Annotated in this window: 24 protein-coding genes; 12 read left to right on the top strand and 12 right to left on the bottom strand. The window is 39.8% G+C overall.

Translation table 11 applies throughout. The features are described 5' to 3' along the window. Positions 1-8: 8 nt before the first annotated feature. The 4 genes from ESZ48_RS19730 to ESZ48_RS08580 form a co-directional block, all read right to left on the bottom strand. Complete coding sequence (locus ESZ48_RS19730) at positions 9-479, bottom strand: hypothetical protein (RefSeq protein ID WP_317127986.1); 471 nt, start codon at positions 477-479, stop codon at positions 9-11. Between the two features lie 57 nt (positions 480-536). Next, positions 537-1,298, bottom strand: coding sequence for a tetratricopeptide repeat protein (locus tag ESZ48_RS19725; RefSeq protein ID WP_317127985.1), 762 nt, complete (start codon positions 1,296-1,298; stop codon positions 537-539). Positions 1,299-1,388: 90 nt separating this feature from the next. After that, the gene (locus ESZ48_RS08585) at positions 1,389-1,937 is read right to left on the bottom strand and encodes a DUF4331 family protein (RefSeq protein ID WP_129016937.1); all 549 of its coding nucleotides are present in this window, start codon (positions 1,935-1,937) and stop codon (positions 1,389-1,391) included. Between the two features lie 18 nt (positions 1,938-1,955). Further along, positions 1,956-2,606, bottom strand: coding sequence for a DUF4331 family protein (locus ESZ48_RS08580; protein WP_129016936.1), 651 nt, complete (start codon positions 2,604-2,606; stop codon positions 1,956-1,958). A gap of 214 nt (positions 2,607-2,820) precedes the next feature. On the opposite strand from ESZ48_RS08580, the gene ESZ48_RS08575 reads away from it, so the two are divergent. Next, positions 2,821-3,993, top strand: coding sequence for an LETM1-related biofilm-associated protein (locus ESZ48_RS08575; RefSeq protein WP_129016935.1), 1,173 nt, complete (start codon positions 2,821-2,823; stop codon positions 3,991-3,993). Here ESZ48_RS08575 and ESZ48_RS08570 read toward each other — a convergent pair whose 3' ends face one another. The 4 genes from ESZ48_RS08570 to ESZ48_RS08555 form a co-directional block, all read right to left on the bottom strand. Further along, entirely contained in the window at positions 3,994-4,749 is a 756-nt protein-coding gene (locus tag ESZ48_RS08570; RefSeq protein WP_129016934.1) for a LytR/AlgR family response regulator transcription factor, read from the bottom strand. Between the two features lie 186 nt (positions 4,750-4,935). After that, positions 4,936-5,250, bottom strand: coding sequence for a 2TM domain-containing protein (locus tag ESZ48_RS08565; protein WP_129016933.1), 315 nt, complete (start codon positions 5,248-5,250; stop codon positions 4,936-4,938). Further along, on the bottom strand, positions 5,250-6,575 hold the full coding sequence (locus tag ESZ48_RS08560; RefSeq protein ID WP_129016932.1) for a 2TM domain-containing protein: 1,326 nt from the start codon (positions 6,573-6,575) through the stop codon (positions 5,250-5,252). The genes ESZ48_RS08565 and ESZ48_RS08560 overlap by 1 nt, the downstream gene beginning before the upstream one ends. Before the next feature lie 15 nt (positions 6,576-6,590). Continuing rightward, positions 6,591-7,214 (bottom strand): hypothetical protein, encoded by a 624-nt coding sequence (locus ESZ48_RS08555; protein WP_129016931.1) that lies wholly within the window; start codon positions 7,212-7,214, stop codon positions 6,591-6,593. Between the two features lie 392 nt (positions 7,215-7,606). On the opposite strand from ESZ48_RS08555, the gene ESZ48_RS08550 reads away from it, so the two are divergent. The 5 genes from ESZ48_RS08550 (at position 7,607) to ESZ48_RS08530 (ending at position 12,542) form a co-directional block, all read left to right on the top strand. After that, positions 7,607-8,311, top strand: a complete 705-nt coding sequence (locus tag ESZ48_RS08550) for an alpha/beta fold hydrolase (protein ID WP_129016930.1) — start codon at positions 7,607-7,609, stop codon at positions 8,309-8,311. A gap of 73 nt (positions 8,312-8,384) precedes the next feature. After that, a complete protein-coding gene (locus tag ESZ48_RS08545) occupies positions 8,385-9,347 on the top strand; it encodes an ATP-grasp domain-containing protein (RefSeq protein WP_129016929.1) in 963 nt (320 codons plus the stop codon). A gap of 65 nt (positions 9,348-9,412) precedes the next feature. Continuing rightward, positions 9,413-10,507 (top strand): carboxylate-amine ligase, encoded by a 1,095-nt coding sequence (locus tag ESZ48_RS08540; protein WP_129016928.1) that lies wholly within the window; start codon positions 9,413-9,415, stop codon positions 10,505-10,507. Between the two features lie 10 nt (positions 10,508-10,517). Beyond that, positions 10,518-11,336, top strand: a complete 819-nt coding sequence (locus ESZ48_RS08535) for a type 1 glutamine amidotransferase (RefSeq protein WP_129016927.1) — start codon at positions 10,518-10,520, stop codon at positions 11,334-11,336. Between the two features lie 6 nt (positions 11,337-11,342). Continuing rightward, the gene (locus tag ESZ48_RS08530; RefSeq protein WP_129016926.1) at positions 11,343-12,542 is read left to right on the top strand and encodes a hypothetical protein; all 1,200 of its coding nucleotides are present in this window, start codon (positions 11,343-11,345) and stop codon (positions 12,540-12,542) included. A 323-nt stretch (positions 12,543-12,865) separates the two neighbouring features. On the opposite strand, the gene ESZ48_RS08525 is transcribed toward ESZ48_RS08530, so the two are convergent. The 3 genes from ESZ48_RS08525 to ESZ48_RS08515 all read right to left on the bottom strand — a co-directional run bounded on the left by ESZ48_RS08525 (position 12,866) and on the right by ESZ48_RS08515 (position 16,381). Next, positions 12,866-14,068, bottom strand: coding sequence for an ATP-grasp domain-containing protein (locus ESZ48_RS08525; protein WP_129016925.1), 1,203 nt, complete (start codon positions 14,066-14,068; stop codon positions 12,866-12,868). 124 nt (positions 14,069-14,192) lie between these two features. After that, on the bottom strand, positions 14,193-15,605 hold the full coding sequence (locus tag ESZ48_RS08520) for a leucyl aminopeptidase family protein (protein ID WP_129016924.1): 1,413 nt from the start codon (positions 15,603-15,605) through the stop codon (positions 14,193-14,195). Between the two features lie 5 nt (positions 15,606-15,610). Then, positions 15,611-16,381 (bottom strand): alpha/beta hydrolase, encoded by a 771-nt coding sequence (locus ESZ48_RS08515; RefSeq protein WP_129016923.1) that lies wholly within the window; start codon positions 16,379-16,381, stop codon positions 15,611-15,613. A gap of 232 nt (positions 16,382-16,613) precedes the next feature. On the opposite strand from ESZ48_RS08515, the gene ESZ48_RS08510 reads away from it, so the two are divergent. The 5 genes from ESZ48_RS08510 (at position 16,614) to ESZ48_RS08490 (ending at position 20,538) form a co-directional block, all read left to right on the top strand. Then, positions 16,614-17,588, top strand: coding sequence for an NAD(P)H-quinone oxidoreductase (locus tag ESZ48_RS08510; RefSeq protein ID WP_129016922.1), 975 nt, complete (start codon positions 16,614-16,616; stop codon positions 17,586-17,588). Between the two features lie 117 nt (positions 17,589-17,705). Then, positions 17,706-18,326, top strand: a complete 621-nt coding sequence (locus ESZ48_RS08505; protein WP_129017265.1) for a DUF417 family protein — start codon at positions 17,706-17,708, stop codon at positions 18,324-18,326. Positions 18,327-18,365: 39 nt separating this feature from the next. Beyond that, complete coding sequence (locus ESZ48_RS08500; protein ID WP_129016921.1) at positions 18,366-18,788, top strand: PH domain-containing protein; 423 nt, start codon at positions 18,366-18,368, stop codon at positions 18,786-18,788. 70 nt (positions 18,789-18,858) lie between these two features. Then, positions 18,859-19,908, top strand: coding sequence for an ArsO family NAD(P)H-dependent flavin-containing monooxygenase (locus tag ESZ48_RS08495; protein WP_129016920.1), 1,050 nt, complete (start codon positions 18,859-18,861; stop codon positions 19,906-19,908). A gap of 363 nt (positions 19,909-20,271) precedes the next feature. Next, positions 20,272-20,538: a helix-turn-helix domain-containing protein gene (locus ESZ48_RS08490; RefSeq protein WP_129016919.1), complete on the top strand. Its 267-nt coding sequence runs from the start codon at positions 20,272-20,274 to the stop codon at positions 20,536-20,538. Between the two features lie 127 nt (positions 20,539-20,665). Here the strand turns inward: ESZ48_RS08490 and ESZ48_RS08485 are convergent, their stop codons facing one another. Then, the gene (locus ESZ48_RS08485; RefSeq protein WP_129016918.1) at positions 20,666-21,307 is read right to left on the bottom strand and encodes a DUF6266 family protein; all 642 of its coding nucleotides are present in this window, start codon (positions 21,305-21,307) and stop codon (positions 20,666-20,668) included. Between the two features lie 456 nt (positions 21,308-21,763). Between ESZ48_RS08485 and ESZ48_RS08480 the strand changes: the two genes are divergently transcribed. Beyond that, entirely contained in the window at positions 21,764-23,182 is a 1,419-nt protein-coding gene (locus ESZ48_RS08480) for an MBOAT family O-acyltransferase (protein ID WP_129016917.1), read from the top strand. Positions 23,183-23,267 lie beyond the last annotated feature (85 nt).

Below are 23,267 nucleotides of genomic sequence, written 5' to 3'. Positions count from 1 at the left end.
ATGTCTGATTAAAGTTGGCTTACTTTTTCTGCCATTATTGGACCCAATTCATAAGCGCTTGCCATCAAATCTGGTTTTAGTGCTTTTACTTCTTCAAGTTCGCCAGCGGCTTTTAAAATTTCTGCGCTGTGGTATAATGCCACAGGTTCTGAAGTATATCCTAGCACGTGATTTCTGGTCAGAGAAAGCGCCTCTTGCAATGCTCCGTTTTTAAAGTAGGACCATGCCAATAAATCATAGGAATGTGCGGTTGGTCTATTTTCTATTTCAATTTTAGAAATGGCAATAGCTGCTTCCAAATTCTGATTTTCATGGGTGTACAACTGCACATTGTATTGGTTGTACATATCGCCATAGTCCCTATTTTTAACCGCATTGATATATAATTTCAATTGTTCGTTTTTGGCTGCCATATCACCTTTGAACTCATAAATTTGAGATTTCAATAAATAATAATCGGGCGCATGGTAATCCTTCATCACCGAATTTAAAATCCGTAAGGCTTCGTCTGGATTTTTTTCATGTGAATAGACAATTCAAGCAATTCCCTTTTTAGCATAAGCATCATTTGGATCGATTTCTAATGCTTTTAAAAAATGGGTGTAGGAATCTTCAATTCTACCCGCATGTCCGTAAAAATCGGCTAAGTTGGTGTAAGCCCATTGTTTAATGCCTTTTAAATTTGAGGACTCTGCAATAGTTTTGGCTTTTTCCAAATAGGTAATAGCAGCATCCAAATTGCCTTGATGATCACTCCATTTGGCCAATCGGATCAGATAATCAAAATCTGACATGTTTTTAAATTTCTCCAGGTAGGCTTTGGCCATTTTATAATTTCCCAATTCTAAATGGACATCAAATAACATTTTTTGAGTGCCAAGAAGATTATCGCCATTCATTTCGGCCTTATTCAACAACTGTAAGGCTGCTTTAAATTTGTGTTGGGATATATAATTGGCAGCTAAACTTTTCATAGGACCGGAAGATTTATAATTTCTTATCTCGTTAAGGTCTCTGAGGTTTTTTTCTGCCGATTTCAAGTAATCTATTTTTCCTGTTGATGCAAACATGGCACCGTTAGTATTCGCAATTTTACTTAAGTAACTATATTGGTTGGGTGCGGCTTCTAGTTTTATACTCCAAAAATTATAATCTTTTTGGGCATCATTCCAAGTTTTATTTTCAGCCAAATCCAAAAAGCGATTGTAATCGGACGTGTTTGAAACTTTTTTTGAAGACGTAGTACAACTACTTAATATAGCTAAAAAGCAGAGTGCTAAGATATATTTTGAGTTCATGTGCTTGTGTTTTTTGAGTTTTTTCTGAGTTTTTTTGTCGTTTAAAATAACCCTGAAATAACGTGGGACATTATTTCAGGGTTGGTAATTTTACATATGTGGCGTTGCCAAATAAGGAAATGAGCTCAAGAATGGTTTATCATTCGCATCTACATTGTCACTGGATAACGTACCGTTATCGGCACCCATTGGGCCACCAAAGATCAAAAGCAGTTCCACATCAATCACATCATCCGCCAAAGTACGACCGGTCAGCACATTGGTGCCATCAAAAAATGTGGTCGTTCCATCTAAAGACACCGTCAGAACATCTGTAGCCAATGCTCCAGTAAAAGTTGCTGCGTCCATTCCTAAAGCATTGGTAGTGTAACCTGGATTCAAAGCCAACAATCTACTTTCAAAACTTGCTTGGTAAGCGGCTCCTTGCTTGGATGGGACCGTAACGTTAAAAGCATCCTTTTGCGCCATGGCAACAAATACCGTGTTGATGGCTGGTCTTGCCATTTGATCTTCTTGGACATAATTGCCAGAGAATTCTGGATCTTTTGGTCCATTCGAGTCGTCGTCATTACTGCAGTTATATGCAGTGAGTGAAATTAAAACTGCTATTGCAGCTATTTTCATATTATTGAATTTCATAATTAAGTTTTTTAGAGTTTATTGTTTTCTTTTTGTTTCTACCCATGAGTTGATGCTTCCTGTGCCGCCAATCATTGATTTTGGTACTTCCACGACTACAGACATCACGTTTGTTCCTGCATAAGTATCTGTACCTGGATTTTCAAATCCCGTAGCCGTACCTGCAATAATGGCTTTGTACTGGTCCACATCAAAAAAGAAGGGATCATCACGTGGGCCTGCAAAGAAGCTCATGCCTGCGTTGGTTACGATGGTCGCATTGGCACCCGGTTTTGTGATGGCCACACTTGACGCCATTCCTGAAGTACGTACGGTACTCATCAAACCTGCCTGAGCTGGCGCTACGGGACCGAAGAAATACATCTTCCCGTCTTTTGGAATGGCTTGAATAACTAAATCCTCTACCGCATCGCCATTAGTATCAATGTTGATTTCAATCATCGTGTTTTCATCAAACATAGCCGACTGAGTGTCGGTTGGAGATAAAAGCGCCTGAACATTCGTTACAAAGACGATGTTGTTGTTGTCTTGCCCCTGAAAGGCATAGAAGTCGGTGATGTCATTTGTTCCACCGGTCACTGCTGGCGCATCCATGTGATCTGCCGCAAGTGCGAAGAAGCCCGCTACCGTGATAACTGCTACTCCTAATAAAATTTTTGTTTTTTTCATAATATTGAGATTTTTGTTAATTATTAATGTCTCTGTGCATACCTACGGAAAAATAAAAATCACGGTTTTGTAAAAACTTAAATAAAATGAAAAAAAAGTGAGATTGGTCGCTCTAGGCGAAGGAAAAGCCTTGGTTTTTCATTAGAATCGATAACTAAAAAAAACATCAAGCTCATTAAATTAAGTATCTTTGCAGCCTAATTGATCGTTAATTATGAATCCTTCTGCATCTGGCTGGATAAAAAAACTACTCAACGAAGTTTCAAGAGAGGAAACCTTTGTGCATAAACCACTCGAATCTTTCTATCAAGAACTTAAGTTTTGTGGCTTTATTTATGGAAGTAATGTGGGGATTGTGAGCAATGTGGTTCCTAAAAACGACCTCACCGATGAAGAACTGTGCAAGGCAAATCTCATATTGGCGTTCTTTTATTTTTACGAAAACAACCCTTCCGAAGAAAAATTTATTGATAGTGTCATCAGTTTTTATAGTGCCATTACGGTAAGTAAAACCTCGATTTTTAAAGCCATTTTGGGCAAGAAGAAATCTGCTGCACTTCTGGAAGATCTGATCCATAAGCGGATTCATATTGATGACAACATCTTTACCAAAAACTTCAATTATTTTATTATCAATGCGCTGTTGTTTGTTGATGTGCTGGCGTATGAAAAGTTTTTAGAGACCAATAGTGTTTCAGACCAATACTTACAAAATATAGAAAATGCTATAGAAACCATTGTGATTGAAGTTTTTGAATCCAAGCATCAAAAGAGCAAATATGATGATAGCTTGACCAAGTTGTTCAAAGCCTCAAGACGTTACCACAATAACCATCCTATGGATTATGGCGATGCGATCACAGCACTTAAAACTTCTTTAGAAAAACAATACACTATAGATCTGGCCTGTATGGCGTCTTGGACGGATAAAACCGTTGACCAAAGTGAGAATGAATTTTTGACACAGTTTTGCAGTCATTTAAATCTGGAGCTATCCGTTTTAAAACAATCCATTCTTGATATCGATAACTTTTATTCACATAATGACAATCGCATCGCCTCTTTAGGCTCTAAGAATTTTGTTCAGAGTTTTTATGACAATTCCAGCAAGATGGTAATCAAGCTCATCAGCAGAAACAGTAAACGTTTGATAAAGGAACTTAGGGAAAGCAAAGAATTGATGGTGCTATTGACCCAGTCCACCCAGAGAGATCTGACGGATGAAGAACACAAAAAGATTCAGGAACAACTGTTGGATATTTTCAAGTCCATTCCAAGTTTGGCCATTTTCATGTTGCCTGGTGGTGCCATTTTGCTGCCTTTATTCATTAAGTTTATTCCAAAGCTATTGCCATCGGCCTTTGATGACAATAGGATCAATAATTAATTATTCCAGCCACTCCCTAAAATCCTTGACCCGTTCTCGAGCCACGATAATATCCTGCTCGTTAAAGGTTTTTAATTTGATTTGGATCCGTGAATTGGTATAACTGATCATATCCTTAATCGCATCGACATTGACAAAGAACTTTCTGCTGACCCTAAAAAACACTTTCGGCTCTAAGTCTGGTTCCAATTGTTCCAAACTCACGTCTAAAAGATAGTTTCTTCCGTCGCTGGTATGGGCATAGGTGCCTTTGTTTTCGCTGTAAAAACATTCAATATCGTCTGCAGCAATCAATTTGAGATGCTGCCCCACTTTAATGGAAAACCGTTTTTTGTAGGTTCGATCCAAAGGATTGACCAACATTTTCCGAATCTCGTCAAAATCAATCACCACCGATTTCTGCATCGGTACCCGCGTCTTATACTTTTCAACGGCCTTTGCGAGATCCTCTTCATCAATGGGTTTCAATAAATAATCAATGCTATTGAGTTTGAAGGCCTGTAAAGCATAGTCGTCATAGGCGGTTGTAAAAATTACTGCCGAATTGATTTCTAAAGCTTCAAAGATTTCAAAAGACAGACCGTCACTCAGTTGGATGTCTAAAAATATCAAATCGGGATGAGGGTTTTCAGAAAACCAAGCAATGGATTCCTCAACAGAATGCAACATGGTCTTGGCTTCTATCTGTAAGTTGGCCAACATGCGCTGCAAACGTCTTGCGGATGGTTTTTCGTCTTCTATGATGATTACTTTCATTTTTTGAATGGAATTAGGGATTTGGGATTAGGGATTAGTAAATGGGTTTGAGGTGTGAGGTTTTAGGGATTGATGATTGGTGATTGATGATTGGTGATTGTTGATTGATGATTGATGATTGTTGATTGGTGATTGATGATTTTTGATTTTTGGAATTTGGAATTTGGAATTTGGAATCTCGAACCCTCACTCCCATTTACTCTTGTGCTCTTTCTCCATAAATTCTTTTATTTTTCGTTCTTCCCAATTCTTACCTAAAACAATATACGGCATAAATACCGACAGGCCATGTGCCAAAAGTCCGATGCCCCAGAAAAACAGGGTGGTAAAGTTCTGCCATTTAAAATAGCTTTCACCGGGATCCAATTGCTGGACATTAATGACTACAATCATTAAATTGACCACAACATATACCAAGAGGTGGCTGTAAAAATCGGAGATCTTTTTAACGCGTTTCTTTGCGCGCTCGTAACGTTCTTTTTCAAAATAATTGGTTTCCATTAGTTCCAGGTATTAGTCTGTTGTTCTTTTTCTAAGATTTCTTTTATTTTTCGTTCTTCCCATTCCTTGCCGTAACCAAATACACCAAAGGCATGGAAGATCACGCCCATCCCCCATCCCAACATTGGGAACCAGAACCATTGATAGTTCCATGAGGTTTTATAATTGATAAATATTAAAAACGGAATGACGACGCAATAAGACACTAAGTTCCCAAAGAAGCCTTTGATGTCTTCCACTCTCTTTTTTGCCCGATAATAGGCGGTGTCTTCGTTGTATAAATATTTTGTTTCCATGATTGAAATTTGTTTGGTCAATATTGGTATTTTCACCTTAAAGAATGCGCTTGATTCGTCAATCAACACCTTCCGTTTGGTTAGAATATCATATCTATTGACAATATTTTGCAGTCCCACGCCTTTTCTGGTTTGAAGGACTTCTTTTCTCTGTAAATTATTCTGCACGACCAAATAGTTATCTTCCACCGTGATTTTGATGTGCAAGGGTCTTGATTCGCTCACCGTATTGTGCTTGATGGTGTTTTCCAAAAGTAATTGCAGGGACAAAGGCACCACCTTGGCGTCTTCATTGTTGAAATGTTCTGGAATTTCAAAAGTAAGACTGTTTTCAAAACGCATTTTCAACAAGTTCATATAGGTTTTGGCAAACTCAAGTTCTTCTGCTAACGTCACCAGTTCCTTATCCTTTTGTTCTAAAACATATCTGTAAATCTTTGATAAAGACACCGTAAAACGTTGGGCATTATCAGGATTCTCTTCAATCAGTGAGGTCAATACATTCAAACTATTGAACAAAAAATGGGGATCGATCTGATTTTTTAAACTTTCAAATTGAGCACTGGCCGCAGTGGCGATGACCTTTTGCTCCTTTAATTTATTTTTTTGATATTCGTTATAAAAATAAATGAAATGGAAAATAATAACAATCGTGAGCGATACCCAAAGTCCGAATTGGTAATTTCTGAAACTATCGTTTTCAATAAATGTGGCAAAACTTTGGTTCTGATAGACCATCGCGGTAAACATCCGCAGTAAAAAAAGACCACAGATAGTAATGATCACTGAACCAATAAGACCAATAATGATACGAGATGGTTTTGAACCTGGTTTCCGACGCGATAATAGATCATGAAACGTCATGTTGGAATACCCCAATACAAACGCATAGAGTTCATAAAACAGTAAATCCTTTAAAAAGTCATTGACATTATCATATTGAAATCCGTTAGACATCAAATTCCCGATGATATAGACTGCCAGACCTATAATTAGGGTGATGATGATATTTTTAGCTTGTTTGCTCATTTAATTATCAACGCATTAGTCTTTGCAAGAATCTGCGACTTGTTGGGCACGCTCTCGTCCCCAATTGGGATGGAACGGTGATTCGGGGTTAAAGTTAACAAAAAGTTGAATTGCTTTTTCCACATCTTTACAAAACGGTTTGATATCCTGTCCAAAAAAACGTGCACTTCCCATATTCCACTCAGCCCTACCGAGCACCACCATAGGATTATTGGGTGCCAAGGCATAGGCTTTATTATAGAGGTCTGTTATTTTTGCGGAATATTTCATTCCATAAGTCATTCCGTCAAAAGCCACCCAATTGGTCCAAATCTGTGCTTGCATGACAATTAAATCGGCATTGTCTTTTTCAATAGCCATGGCATCATTGAGAAAGTTCTGCGCTTTCTCCAATTGCGCCTTTACTTTGCTAGCGTCCTTTTCTCCCCAGGTTTTTAAACTGTTCATCTGGGCACTGTAATAGCTTGGCAACCATGCATCAGGTTCGGCGGCAGCGATGCGTTCAAAAAGTTGCTCGGCTTCGGGCAATTGATTGTTTTTCCAAAGTTCAAAAGCTTTTTCCATGCCTTTGTCATAATTACTTTGTGCCGATAAAATCCCGGTCACTAATAATACGGTAATCATAATTAAATGTTTCATTTTATTAAGTATTGGTTTATAAGATCAAATATCCTTTTACTCTATAAATTCCTCAAACTTGGGTTTCTGAACCGTCATATTAGAATGATGAACTGTAAATAAATGACCTTCATTACATTTACTCAAAAAAAGCACTGGATTAAATAATGGTCCATAATGAAGTTAATCGACTTTTATACTTAAAAATGCGTCACAAAAAATAAGATTAATCCGTATTCTTTAGATTATTCATAAAAATTTAAGAATCCTGATGGATGCTATTGTAATTATAATTAAAAAAAGTATATTGTTGTACTTGTTTATTTGTAATTGAGCATACTAAACTTCTGCAAAAAAAGGAAGCATCCGCTCATAGTTTACAACGGTACCCTAACCCATTAAAAGCTAATATATTGAAAGAACAACATTTTAAATGGTATTCACCAACCCTTAGTAAAGACATAGAAATGCTTGTTTTTGGACATTCAGGGTATCCCGTGATACTTTTCCCAACAACCATGGGCAAACACAATGAATGTAAAGACATGAAACTTGTGGAATCCGTCCGATGGTTTGTTGAACAAGGTAAAGTACAGATTTACTGTCCAGACGGCATCAACGAGTTGAGTTGGTATAACAAACAAATCCATCCCGCACAACGGGCCAAAAACCATAATTGGTATGATCAGTTTATATTGAATGAAGTGGTCAACTCCATTTGCCATGAAAAAGGCTTATCTAAAGTAGCCGTTGCCGGACCAAGCTTTGGAGGATACCAAGCGTCAAATTTCGCCTTCAAACATCCTGATAAAGTCAGTCATATGTTCAGTATGAGTGGTGCATTTGATATCACGTCGTTTGTTGGAAGGCATTATGATGACAATGTATTCTTTAACAATCCCATAGACTATCTTCCGGGCAACAACCATCCCGATTTATGGAAAATGAAAATTATTCTAGGCGTTGGCGAATGGGATATTTGTCTGGAAGCCAATGACAAAATGGCCAAAATACTCCATGACAAGAACATTCCTTTTTGGTATGACGTGCGCAAATGGGCAAAACACGATTGGCCATTATGGCGTCAAATGTTTCCAGAATATCTTTCAAAACTTTAACTTCTAAAAACAAACAACCAAAACAACTATTAAATAGATTTCCTCCTTTTGGGGAAATGAAAAACTTAAATTTATGAAAAAAATAGGCATCCTATTCGGAAAAGAAAATACATTCCCTCAAGCCTTTATTGATCGCGTCAATGAAAAAAAAGTAAAGGGGATTGTAGCAGAAGCTGTTTCCATAGATATGGTAGAGCAAGCTAAACCTACTGATTACGCGGTTATTATAGACAGAATTTCTCAGGACGTTCCATTTTATCGGGCCTACTTAAAAAACGCGGCCATTTCAGGAACTGCAGTCATCAACAATCCATTTTGGTGGAGTGCTGATGAAAAGTTCTTCAATAATGCGCTGGCAGAAAAAGTAGGCGTACCGGTACCAAAAACCTTTATTTTACCAACTTCCCATCGTCCACCCGATACCGATGAAAATTCATTCCGCAACATGAAATTTCCATTTGCTTGGGAACATATGTTTGATACCATTGGCTTCCCAGCCTATATGAAACCTCATGATGGCGGTGGCTGGAAGAGCGTGTATCGTGTTGAGAACCCAGAAGATTTATGGAAAAAACATGCTGAAACAGAGAATTTGGTCATGATGCTGCAAGAAGAAATCAATTTTACGGAGTATTTCAGATGCTATGTTTTAGATACAGACAACGTCCATATCATGCAATATGAGCCAAGAAACCCACATCATTTACGCTACGTGATTGATGGGCCTCCTGTAAAACAAGAGATTTTAGACTTGGTTAAAAACTATTGTATCCGCTTGAATAAGGCATTGGGATACGACTTTAATACGGTTGAGTTTGCCATTCGTGACGGCATCCCTTATGCCATTGATTTCTGTAATCCAGCACCGGATGCGGATATCCATTCTGTTGGTCAGGAAAACTTCGACTGGATTGTAGAAAACGCTGCCAACATGGCCATTAACAAAGCAAAACAATACAAGAAAGACAAAATGAACCTCACTTGGGGCACATTTGTTAAAGATCAGATTACTGGTAAAAAGACTGTTTTTAAATAGAGATTCACTAAGCTTTCAGTCTCGACATTTCGGGACTGAAAGGTTTTTAAATAACCAACTATCATATGAAATTCACACTAGGCATTGAAGAGGAATATCAGGTCATTTGTCCAAAAACACGGGAACTCATCTCCCATGACCAACAAATTGTTACCGTAGCCGAAAAAATACTGAATGACCAAGTCAAGGCAGAAATGCACCAAGCTGTGGTAGAGGTTGGCACCAATATCTGTAATGATATTACAGAGGCCAGAACGGATCTTACCCATTTGCGAAAATCGATTTCTGAAATAGCTAATTCATTAGGGTTTAGGATTGGTGCTGCAGGAACCCACCCTTTTACGAAATGGGAAACCCAACTGATCACACCAAATCCGCGCTACGCCGAAATTATTGATGAGCTGCAAGATACAGCGCGCTCTAATTTAATTTTCGGACTCCATGTTCACATTGGCATTGAAGACAAGCAATTAGCCTTGCATTTAACCAACGCCATGCGCTATTTCTTACCACATTTATACGCCTTATCAACCAATTCACCGTTTTGGGAAGGTCGAAATACAGGGTTCAAGTCATTTCGCTCAAAGATATTTGACAAGTTTCCAAGAACAGGAATTCCAGGAGTTTTCCAAACTGTTGCGGAATATGAGCATTATATCAATGTACTGATCAAAACGAAGTGTATTGACAACCCTAAGAAAATATGGTGGGACATTCGTATCCATCCGTTTTTCCCAACCTTGGAAGTGCGTATTTGTGACGTACCGATGACCATTGAAGAAACCTTGAGTATTGCCGCATTGGTTCAGGCCTTAGTGGCGAAACTTTATAAGCTGAGAACACAAAATCTCAACTTTATGCTCTACCATCGTGCCTTGATCAATGAGAATAAATGGCGCGCCAGTAGATACGGACTTGATGGCAGTATGATCGACTTTGGCAAGGAATGTGAAGTAAACACAAAAGAATTAATGCTCGAATTGCTTGATTTCGTAGATGATGTTGTGGACGAGCTCGGTTCCCGAAAAGAAATAGAACATGTCAAAACCATGATAAAAAATGGCACGGGCGCTGACCGACAACTTGCTGTTTTCGAGGAAACCAAGGATTTGACTAAAGTGGTAGACTATATTATGGAGCAAACCATTTTAGGAACTTAGAAAAACGCACATGCTTAAAGATAAATTTAAAGTAGCCATTCTCGATATGAATAACAACCAAGCCAATCAAGGTTTGCGTTGTATTGCTGATATTGTGGGTGGTTATGAAGAAGAGGTGGAATACACCATATTTAATGTAAGAGGTGCTCAAGAAATACCTGACACCTCTTTTGATATTTATATTTCCAGTGGCGGTCCTGACAGTCCGCTTGAAGATGGCCCATGGCGTATTCCTTATCTCAAATTAGTACAAGACCTGTGGGATTTTAATAAAACCTCACAGCACCAAAAGAAATATATGTTCTTTATCTGTTATTCGTTTCAGGTGGTATGCGACTATTTTAAATTGGGAGAAATGAAGCCAAGACGGAGCACATCTTTTGGCGTTTTACCGATTCACAAAACTAAAAAGGGTTTAAAAGATCCACTTTTAGAAGGCTTGGACGATCCGTTTTATGCAGTGGATTCACGTGACTGGCAGTTGGTTCAGCCACGTTTAGAGGTTTTTAAGGAGCAAGGTGCTTCCATTTTAAGTCTTGAAAAATTACGAAGCCATGTGAGTTATGAACGTGCCATTATGGCGGTTCGTTTCTCAAAAGAGTTTGTAGGCACCCAATTTCATCCTGAAGCAGACCCGGTTGGCATGAGAGCACATTTTCTCGCCGACGCCAATAAGTATAAGGTCATTGCCAATTTTGGTGAAGAAAAGTATGATGATATGATGGATAAAATGGACGATCCAGATAAAATCATCAGAACCCACAAAATTATTTTACCAAAGTTCATAGAACGCGCCATGAAACAATTGTCAGCACAACTAATCTCATAAAACACTATGATTGCCTCCTTACGCCACAAGTTTAACGCTCAGTTCTCAGAAGAAAAGTATGCTGGCATGCTGGCAGACATCAGCTCGCAATTTAACTATACACCTAAGTTTAAAATCGCCGAAACACCGGTATTTATTCCCAAGGAATTAAAAACTAAGTTAATTGAAGCTTGTGAGGATATTATGAAAGTCATCGATAAGCCTAACTTTAAAGAGCTGACTGAAGGCGCATTTTTCAAAGATAGCATGAGAGTGCCCAATGAAGATGAACACTCCAAATTCATTCAACTCGATTTTGGTGTTTGTCTAGATGAAAAAGGCAATTTAACCCCAAAGCTTATTGAATTGCAAGGCTTCCCGTCACTTTACTTTTTTCAGGAATTGGTAGGCGGCATGTACCGCAAACATTATGACGGCATTCCGGAAAATTATTCGCAACACCTTAACGGATTGACCTCAGAGGCCTATATCGAATCCTTACGCACGGAGATTGTGGGTGACACCGATCCGAAACAAGTGATTCTTTTAGAAATTGAGCCAGAACTGCAAGCGACTGCCATTGATTTTTTCGCTACAGAAGCCTTATTGGGCATCAAAGTATTGTGCATTTCCAAGCTGATCAAAAGAGGAAAGCAATTATTTTATGTGGATGATAATGGCTCTGAGATTCAAGTATTAAAGATTTACAACCGTATTATTTTTGACGAATTGGACCAGCGTCCCGATTTAAGTCGCCAATTTGATTTTAAGGACGAGGTGGATATTGAATGGATTGGACATCCCAATTGGTTTTTCAGGATCAGTAAATACACGATGCCTTTGTTAAAGGGCGATTATGTGCCGAAATCTTATTACTTAGACAAACTTGAAACCATCCCAACCGATTTAGAGAATTATGTACTAAAACCACTGTATTCTTTTGCGGGTGCCGGGGTTCAGATTCATGTGGACCAAGCGATGATTGATGCTGTGGCAGACAAATCGAATTATTTATTGCAAGAAAAGGTAGCTTACGCCCCTATTATCGAAACGATGGATGATCCTGCGAAATGTGAAATCCGAATGATGTTGCTCCATAACGGTAAAACCAACAAAACACAAATTGTCAGTAATTTGATGCGTTTGAGTAAGGGTGAAATGGTGGGTGTGAAATACAATAAGGATAAAACTTGGGTTGGAGGTAGCACGGGGTTTTTTGAGCCTTGATTTGATGGAACGCTGATGGTTTTATGGAACGCTGATGACACTGATTTAGGCGGATATTCACTGATTTTGATGGATTCTCGACGTTATAATGAGGCTTAACTCATGGATGATTGAAGAGCTATTTCACAGAGTTCCACAGAGGAGGCACAGAGTTCCACAAAGAGATTTTGCTTTTCTACGGGGATTTAAAGGGATGACCGATTCCGTGAAATCTGTGTCAAAAATCTTGCGTTTAAATTTCGTGATTCAATTAATTTTACCCTGAACCACTAATCCCTAATACCTAATCCCTAATACCTAATACCTAATACCCAATCCCTTCCTCACAGGCTCTTATCCGGCGCAGGAATGCTCGCATGAAAATCGGTAGCGATGCGTTGCGTATAGCTATCCAGCAATTCCATAACGCGTTCACTACTATCAGACACCACAATCATCCCAATATGCCACTTTTTATCCATGCGCCAAACAATCTCAGTATCGTTAAAACTGGACGTATCTGGATGCTCGAACTTGCTTAAGGACACCACGATACCCGCATGTTGATTCTTGACCTCAGGCAAGGTGTACGTTTCTTTTCTTAAGGTAGCCGATTCAATCCGTGCCCATTCGCCCCAAAGATTGATTCCTGAAGCAAACTCTACCATTTCGGCTAAATTAGCACCGCCTACTCTTGAAGAGGTTTCTAGAAAAAACAATTCGCCAGTTTCCTTAGACGCAATGAATTCTGTATGCGACGCACCAAACTGCATCCCAAAAGCGGTCATGACATCAATATTCATTTGGGTCAGCGCTTTTTCAATTTTAGAGCCTATTTTGCACGTTGCTGATCTGAACACACCACCACCATGGGCCACTTCAAATGGGGTATCCAAATATTTGCTCGCACGGGAAAAAATGACTTTACTGTCCACGACCAAACTGTCCACATGGTACACATCACCGGGCGCAAATTTCTCAACCAAATAATTATCGCGTTCATCCTTCAGCACATCAATAATTTGCCACAGCTCTTCTTTAGAATTGACTTTTCTAATCCCTGTTGCCGAAGCTTCCAAACGCGGTTTTAACAACCAAGGCGGATCTATCCGATCTACATAAGCATTGATATCTGCGTCATGAAACAAGGCTGTAAATTCTGGTACATTGATACCTTCAACCAATGCTTTTGCGCGCATGGCCAATTTATCCCTGAAATAGTGCGACGTTGTCCGTCCCATACCCGGCATTCTAAAATGCTCGCGTAAAAGTGCTACTTTTTCAACATCAAAATCGTCCAAAGCCACAAAACGATCAAACTTTATCGTTCTGAACTTATAGGCGATGCCTTTGGTCACATCACTTTGGTTCCAATTCTCCACATAAAACACATCATCAATGGCTTCCCAAGGCCAAACCTCATGCTCCAACTTCTTTTTGGTCAGGAGATAAACGTTATTTCCTTCTGCCTTACAGCTTTTAATGAAATCGGCACCTTTATGGTAGGTGGTTACGCATAGAAAATTAAGTGGTCGTTTATTTGACATAGTGTTTTGGCGTTTGAGTAGCGGAGCTTTGAACATCAAAAATCAATTAGATGATTTAAGATTTAAAAAAGTGAAGCTATGAATTATAAAATCTAAATTCTGATACAAAATACAAAATAAACATTTAGTTCCCTGAAATCTGCTTAATATAATTTACAATTAATTGCACGCCATAGCCACTGGCACTTTTCATCTTTGAATACGGTGAATCTCCAAAGGAAACTCCAGCAATATCCAAATGCATCCACGCCTTATGATCGTCGGTAAACGCTTCCAGAAACTTTGCTGCCGTAATAGCTCCCGCCACGGGCTTGCCGCTATAATTACGTAAATCGGCAATATCACTATGCAAATCACTTTCATAATCGTCAAACAATGGCAAGGGCCACACCCGTTCGTTAAGGTCAAAGCCTATTTTAGAGAGTGTTTGTGCCATCTCTGTATTGTTGGTGAACATGCCGGCGGCAGTATAGCCCAAGGTTTGCACCACACTTCCGGTTAAAGTAGCCAGATCGATCACTTGTTTTGGTTGAAATTCCTTAATGATATAACTCAAGCCATCGGCCAATACCAAGCGCCCTTCGGCATCGGTATCAATAATTTCAATGGTTTTTCCTGAATAGCTTTTAATGACATCTCCAGGTCTGTAGCTATTGCTGTCCACAGCGTTTTCTGCAGAAGCAACCACGCCAACGATATTGACATTGAGTTTCAATTTTGCGACCAGTTCCACCACGCCCAAGACGACTGCGGCACCGCCCATATCACTTTTCATATAATGTAAATTGGTAGAAGGTTTTATGGACAGACCTCCGGTATCAAAGGTGATCCCCTTCCCTACCAAGCCAATATCAACCCCACCATCCTTTTTCGGCATATATTCGGTCACGATGACCACTGGCTGATTCACACTGCCCTGACCCACGGCCATCACGGCATGAAACCCTTGTGATTTGAGTTCCTTTTCGTGCAGAACGATGCATTTATAATTGGAGTCCTTAGCCGATTCTTCAGCCCATAGGCCCAAAAACTCAGGGGTTTTCTGATTTGCGGGAGCATCTACCAAGGTTTTAATACGATTGATGGTCGCACCGATGGTCTGCGCTTCTTCAAGAATATTGGTAATGTCATTGGCATTGACCATCTCAAAAGTGATGGCATTGGCCTCGTCCTTTTTACTTTTAAAAGTTCCAATGTCATACGCCGACATTTCAAGTCCGAGGATTGCTTTTTGTAGTTCTGCCTCAGACAAATCATCAGACACTACCTGAACTGGCGCTTTCCAGTATTTCTTATAATCAAAGCTCAGCTTTCTAAAGGCCTCATCAATCTTTACGGCATCTTTTTCTTCCCCAAGACCTAAGAGATAAACGCGATTCCCTTCGGCACCATACAGCATTTGGACGGTAGAGAATTCGCCATTAAAATCAGGTTCTTTGATGGTTATAAATTTTGTCAGATGCGCCAATTGGCCTTTTCTACAAGGCACAATCACATCTTTATGGGTATTAACTGTTGAAACGTGTTTGAAAATCATAGTATTTAATTAAAATAGAGCCATTTAACGGCTTTCGGAAACTCGTGTCTCCAATATTTTTCGGCATGAACGCCAATTTCGTTGATTGAAAATTTAAAATCGATATCATGGTTCTCCACCATCTTTGCCCTAAAAATAGATTCCAATCGCTTGGCATTTGGCAAATGCTCTTCACTTTCCATCCCACCAGAATAGAGATAAATCTTCGATTTTTGCAAGGGCTGAAAGGACTCGGTTTGATTAAAAATCTTTTTTGCAATCCATAGACTCGGAGAAAATATCATCATTTTACCAAACACGCCTGGGTTTGACAGACCTGCATACAAACTGATCAACCCACCCAAAGAACTTCCACCAATGCCGGTGTTTTCAAAATCGGTGAGCGTTCGGTAATTTTTATTGATGTAAGGAATGAGTTTCTCAATGATAAATTGAATGTAATGGTTCCCCTTTCCTTCGCCATAACGCGGATGATAATAAGGGAGATATTCATTGATACGCTCATTATTTCCGTGATCAATAGCAATAATAATGATATCGCTAAATCCTTCTTGCGCTAATTTTTCCAATGATTTATCGATGGCCCAATCACCAAAAGGCGCCATTGGGTCAAACAAATTCTGCCCGTCCTGCAGATAAAGCACAGGATAATGCTTTTCTGACGTATAGTAATCGTGCGGCAATAAGGCTGAAATCTTGCGTGTGGCCTTCAAATGCGGGATCTCGTACGCTTCTTCAATAACCTTTATAATGGGTCTAAACTCAGTCACTAGCATTTAAAATTGTTTAAGAAAAACGAAAATACATTTTTATGGATTTATAAAACAATAAATAATCATAATATATTAACAAAGATGTGACCATTTTATGATGGCATACACTTTTGAAATCAGAGATGGACCGCAACAATTTCACTAATCAAATCCGTTGCAGGATCAAAGCGATTCTTGCCAATGTCCCTCACGTCTAAATAGTTTATCTTTAGGGAACTCTAATAGAAAAGAACGCATGAAAGCGATACATATTACAAAGTCTGGCGGCCCTGAAGTATTACAATTACAGGACACCCCCATACCACTACCAAAAAGCCATCAAGTAGTGATCAAAGTAAAAGCCGCAGGCCTCAATAGGAGTGATATCAGCACGCGTGAAAATCTGGGCGCTTATGGCAATGTTGCAACAGGAACCATGATTCCCGGTCTGGAAGTTTCGGGCGAAATCGTTGAAATGGGCAGTACCGTAACGAATCACCAAATTGGCGATAAGGTCTGTGCCCTGATCCCCAGCGGTGGGTATGCCGAATACGTTGCCGTAGAGAGTTCGCATTGTTTGCCCATTCCAGAAGGCATCAGTTTAATTGACGCGGCAGCCCTACCGGAAACTGTGTTCACGGTGTGGTTCAACGTCTTTCATTTGGGTCAACTGAAGCCTGGAGAGAAATTATTGATCCATGGCGGCACGAGTGGTATTGGCAGCATAGGTTTACAAATGGCCAAAGCTTTAGGTTCCACAATTTACAGCACCGTGGGCAGTGATGAAAAAATGGCGTTCTTAAATGCAAGGCAGCTCGGAACGGTCATCAACTACAAGAAACAAGCTTTTGAAACGCTTTTAAAAGACGAAAACATCGATGTCATTTTAGACATGGTTGGTGGCGACTACACCCAAAAGAATCTGGACCTCCTGAACCACAAGGGGCGTCTAGTTAACATCAACGGCATGAAAAGTATGGACGCTCAAATTGATCTGCTCACCGTGATGCGCAAAAATCTAACGCTGACCGGCAGTCTCTTAAAGCCACAATCCGATGCCGTCAAAACCATGATTGCAGAAGCCGTGGAACAGACCATTTGGCCACTCTTTCGTTCTAAACAAATTGAACCTATAGTTTATAAAACATTTCCATTAAAGGCCGCGTCTGAAGCCCAGCAACTTATGGAAAGCAGCACGCATATTGGAAAAATCTTATTGACCATGGATTGAACCGTTTCAGCTTAAGCCCTGAAGGGACTTCTGCTCCAGAATCTGCAGAAGTCTTCTAATAGCCATCCATGATTTACTGTTGGGTTATTTGTATGTTTGTCATTAATTTTTTTTACAATGCAAAACCTACTCAACATTCTAAGCAACGGACAATCGCTATTTATCAACTTTATTCGCATCGCCATTTGTATCGTGATGGTGTGGATTGGTGGCTTAAAAGTCTTTCAATATGAAGCGGACGGCATCGTGCCTTTTGTTACCAATAGCCCTTTTATGAGTTTTTTCTATAATCACACCAACGACACCGCCGTCAATGCTGAAGGCAAAACGGTGGCAGCCTATCACTTGCACAAAAACCCTGAAGGTAAAATGGTGGCAAAGAATATTGCCTGGCACGAATCAAACGGCACCTATATCTTCTCATACGGACTGGGTGCTGTTATTGTGATCTTTGGATTCTTAACCCTCTTAGGCATCTGGTTTCCTAAGATCGGACTTTGGGGTGGGCTGCTCACCTTCGGGATGTCTATAGTGACTCTCACCTTTCTCATCACCACGCCCGAGGTGTATGTGCCCAATTTAGGCGGCGATATGCCCACCCCGTATTACGGCTTTCCTTACCTCTCTGGGGCGGGACGGTTGGTCTTAAAAGACATCATCATGATGGCGGCTGGGTTGATCATTGCTTCAGACTGCGCCCAACGCATAAAAGCTATGGGCAACGAGGTCCCATCCTAAAAGACACAGCACCAAGCTACCTTTTAATAATCAAGTGAAATGAAAACATATAAGGCAAATAGAAAAGGGTTGATCAATTATCTCTTGATTGGCGTGGTGCTATTACCCATAGCCATCTTCTTTCTCGATAAAGATACCTTTACCGAAAACCCATACATCCTTCTGCCATTGCTGAGTCCGTTAGCTCTGGTGCTATGGATCTATTTTGATACGTTTTATAAAATTGAAAAGCATCAATTAATTTACCGTTCTGGATTTTTAAGAGGGCGCATAGACATTTCAGACATCAAAGAAATAGTGGTCAATAAAACCATGTGGAGCGGCATTAAGGCAGCCATGGCCACAAACGGACTGATTATTAAGTTCAACAAATATGATGAAATCTATATGGCGCCTGAAAATAACGACGAATTGATTGCCGACTTGTTAAAAGTCAATTCCGGAATTAAAATCACAAAATAGGGTCAGATAAGTAATGCCATGAAAACACCAAGAACACCACTATTTCACAACGCTATAACAACAATTTAGAGTGAAGATATACGATCTTATCATCATCGGCGGCGGACAAGCGGGCCTTTCTGTGGCCTACTTTTTAAGACGAAGCGGTTTGGATTATCTCATTTTGGACGATCAAAAGGAATCTGGTGGCGCCTGGTTGCACTATTGGGACAGCCTAAAATTATTTTCACCTACCGATTACAGTTCCCTTTCTGGATGGCAAATGCCGGAAACCGATCACGAATACCCGCTGAGGGCCGAATTTATCGCCTATCTCAAAGCCTACGAAGCCCGTTATAAGTTTCCGGTGCAACGAAATACTTTTGTTTTTCAGGTCACCAAGGCAGATGAATTGTTCAAGATAGAAACCAACAACGGAAATTTCTACGCCAAAACCCTGGTCAGTGCGACGGGAACAGCCAAAAACCCCTACCTTCCATCCTATCCCAATCAGAATGTTTATCAAGGCGTACAACGCCATGCGGTGGAGTATCGGAGTGGAGACGCGTTTAAAGATCAAAAAGTGATGGTGATAGGCGGTGGCAACTCTGGCGCCCAGATCCTATCCGAAGTTTCCAAAGTAGCCAACACCACTTGGGTCACCTTGGAACCTCCGCGGTTTTTACCTGAAAACATTGATGGCCGCTACCTGTTCAATCAAGCCACTTCCAATTTTTTTGACGAGACCACCGAGGCCTTTAATCGGCAGGTGTCCTTAAGTGATATTGTCCTTGTGGAAAGTGTTCGGGATGGCCTCAAACGCGATGTGTACCATGCGGTCAGACCATTTGTCTCGTTTTATAAGGACGGCGTGGTTTGGGAAAACGGCAACAAGGAAGCTTTTGATGCGGTGCTCTGGTGCACCGGTTTTAAACCAAACCTTAAGCATTTGGAAGCTTTGGATGTGGTGGAAAACAATCGCATCGCCACCAAAGATACCCGCTCCCTAAAAGAACCGCAGCTTTGGTTGGTGGGCTATGGCTCGTGGACCGGCTTTGCCTCGGGGACCATCTATGGCGTAGGGAAAACCGCCCGGGATACCGCGCGGGAAATAAGAGCCTATTTTAAGAAACATGCTTGATTTTTCAACGCCAATTTTAATGCTTAGATGGTCTATTGGCACTTTAATCCGAAGGCTGAATCTTTTTGAAAAAAGTTATTCTGTAGCCCTTTGTCCTAAAACCATTTTTTTCAATTTTTTAGGCCACAACCCCTATCACCACTTCTAATTCAGACTAGGTTTCCTACTTTAATCCTTTATCCAAGTCACATCCAAGCTGAGATACTCAAAACCTCAAGACATCTCCAAATGGTGCAACACCGCATGACATAGGCATTACAAGGTTTAAATGCTGAAAATCAGACACATAAGTTTGCGACCAATGTTATTCGTATGCTTATTTTATATATATTCGTCATTCTAATTTAAACTAAACCCGTAACTATGAAACGCATTATCTCTGGTAAAGCTGCTGCGCTTAACACCGAACCCCATCTGCAACCCCATACCCAAACTGTCTTGCCAACCAACGAAAATTGGCTCAACACGGCTCAGCTCATGAGTCATTTCAACGTGAGTGACCGCACTTTGTTACGCTGGCGCAACGCCCGTCAAATCCCCTTTTCTAAAGTAAGTGGCACCGTGTTTTACCCTTTAAATCTCCTCAACAAAATGATGATCAATAAGATCAATCCCGATCTCTTCAAATAAGACCATTAAAAAAGAGGGATGACCGCTCAAAAACGAGCAGAAGGCAACATTCATGCCAACAAAACCGCCCAAGTGCTACCTTTATGGTAACGCTTGAGCGGTTTTTGGATTGAAGAAAAAGGCATGATCAGCTTACCGTATGCTCGCCAAGATACATACTGATGGCCGCCACTTTGCCATTGGCGGTTGCAAAAGTAGCCCAGACCTGTATATCAAGCCCAGCCATATATGCAGGCAGAGCGATGCTGGTACCCGCAAGATCACGCCTACCGATAGCAATGGACAACTGATACAGATCGGCATCAGGGCTGAACACCACCACAATCAGCTGGTCGTTGTCATGGGCATAGCCCTGACCACTGTTGTCGGACCAGGCAAGTTCCAACACCTGCCCTGCCGCCATGGCCACTGCCGGATCCATCAGTCCGCGCAACTCGCCCTTGCTGATCAATACTTTTGGGTAATCTATCCGATACACGCCCCCATCGTCCACCAAGGCCTCCCTAAGATGGTAGGAAGTGGCCAAATTATAAATGGACTTGTGACCCTGTTTTTGGCCAAAATACTTGCCCACAATAGGTTTTAGGGGCGTTAGGAACTTGATCACGGCACTGAACTTTTCGCGCTGGATCAATTGCTCTTCTGTTGGGACATAGTTGCCCCGTTGAGGTAAACTTCTCATGATGTTCTTACCTCTCCAACGTGCACCTACCACGTTGCCTACTTTTCCGGAGAATCCGCCTAGGATTCCCTTCTCAAATACCGCCATAATTTTAACGATTTAGATTAATATGATTTTTAAACTCCCGACCAAAGTAGAACGCAATTTACTGATAACCAACACCGTGTCGTGTAATGTCGGGTATTGTCTGGTCATGTCGGGTTTTGTCTGCTTTTGTCTGGTTGGGACGATTTTTCAGGGGTTTTCTCCCAGTTTTGTTCGACAATGGTTCGGGTGTGGGTTCTTTAAATACGATTTTTTGGGAGGATTGTGGGAGGATGTTGGGAGATGGCTAAGGAAAATGTAGATTTTTAGTTAAAATATACGTAGTTCTACTTATAGGAAAGTATGTGGAAAGGTGGTAGATTGGGGATTTGAAATTTGAAACATTAAAGTTGCTCCTATTGGCTTAGAGACGGCAGATATGAGCGTTCTTAGTGCTTGTAAATATAAGTTGCGGCATGCTGAAAAACCTCGAAGCCATTGAACATTTAGAATAAAAGAATGCTATTTAACTCAATCGACTTTGCAATATTCTTGCCCATTATCTTTATTCTATATTGGTTTGTCACTAATAAAAACCTAAAATCACAAAACTTATTAATTGTAATTTCAAGTTACATTTTTTATGGATGGTGGGATTGGAGGTTCTTATCATTAATCCTTTTTAGTACAATAGTAGATTATCTAATTGGAATTAGTCTTTCAAAACAAGAAAATCAAACAAAAAGAAAAATGCTATTGTGGACCAGCATTCTAGTAAATCTTGGATTTCTTGGTTTCTTCAAATACTATAATTTCTTTCTTGATAATTTTATTAATGCTTTTTCATTTTTTGGAACGGAAATAAATGCAAATTCCCTGAACATCATTTTGCCTGTTGGAATTAGTTTTTACACCTTTCAAACATTAAGCTACACAATAGACGTTTACAAACGAAAACTTGAACCAACTAAAGACTTTATTGCTTTTTCTGCTTTTGTAAGTTTCTTTCCTCAACTGGTTGCTGGACCAATAGAACGAGCAACTAATTTACTTCCTCAATTTTACTCAAAACGACATTTTGACTACTCAAAAGCTGTTGACGGAATGCGACAAATACTTTGGGGATTATTTAAGAAAATTGTAATTGCTGATAATTGCGCTCAATATGCAAATATCATCTTCAATAATTCATCTGAATATTCGGGAAGCACTTTGGTTCTTGGAGCAATATTTTTTACGTTTCAAATTTATTGTGACTTTTCTGGTTATTCAGATATAGCTATTGGAACCTCACGCTTATTTGGATTCAATTTACAACAAAATTTTGCCTTTCCGTACTTTTCAAGAGACATTGCAGAATTTTGGAGACGTTGGCACATATCACTTTCCACTTGGTTTAGAGATTATTTGTATATTCCTTTAGGAGGCAGTCGTGGTGGAACTTGGAATAAAATTCGAAATGTTTTTATAATATTCATTGTTAGTGGATTTTGGCATGGAGCAAATTGGACTTTTATTGTTTGGGGAGCTTTAAATGCTTTGTATTTCTTGCCTATTTTTATTACTAATAACAATCGAAATAATTTAAATGTTGTTGCTCAAGGCAAATACTTGCCAAACTTAAAAGAGTTGTTATCAATGCTATTAACTTTTGGGCTAACTGTTTTTGCTTGGATATTTTTTAGGGCAGAAAACATTAGTCATGCTTTTAGTTACATTTCTGAAATTTTCTCAAGTTCGCTATTTAGAATTCCTATATACGAGAAAGATGATTTTGTAAAACCTATATTTCTTCTAGTCATCATATTTGTTATTATTGAGTGGCTTGGAAGAGAACAACAATATGCTATTGCCCAATTAGGTTTAAAATGGAAATGGCCATTAAGATATCTAATGTGTAAGCTCCCCCTAAAACAGAACTGTTTAAAAGTAGAATAATTATCTTAATTTAGACAGTATTATGAGAAAGAGTAAATTTTCACCACAGCAGATCGCAAAGATCCTAAAGGAGTTCGACAACGGA

Origin of the sequence: Gelidibacter gilvus, from assembly GCF_004115975.1 — a bacterium.
In the GTDB taxonomy this organism is placed as follows: domain Bacteria; phylum Bacteroidota; class Bacteroidia; order Flavobacteriales; family Flavobacteriaceae; genus Gelidibacter; species Gelidibacter gilvus.
This window is presented reverse-complemented; position numbering and strand designations above follow the sequence as displayed.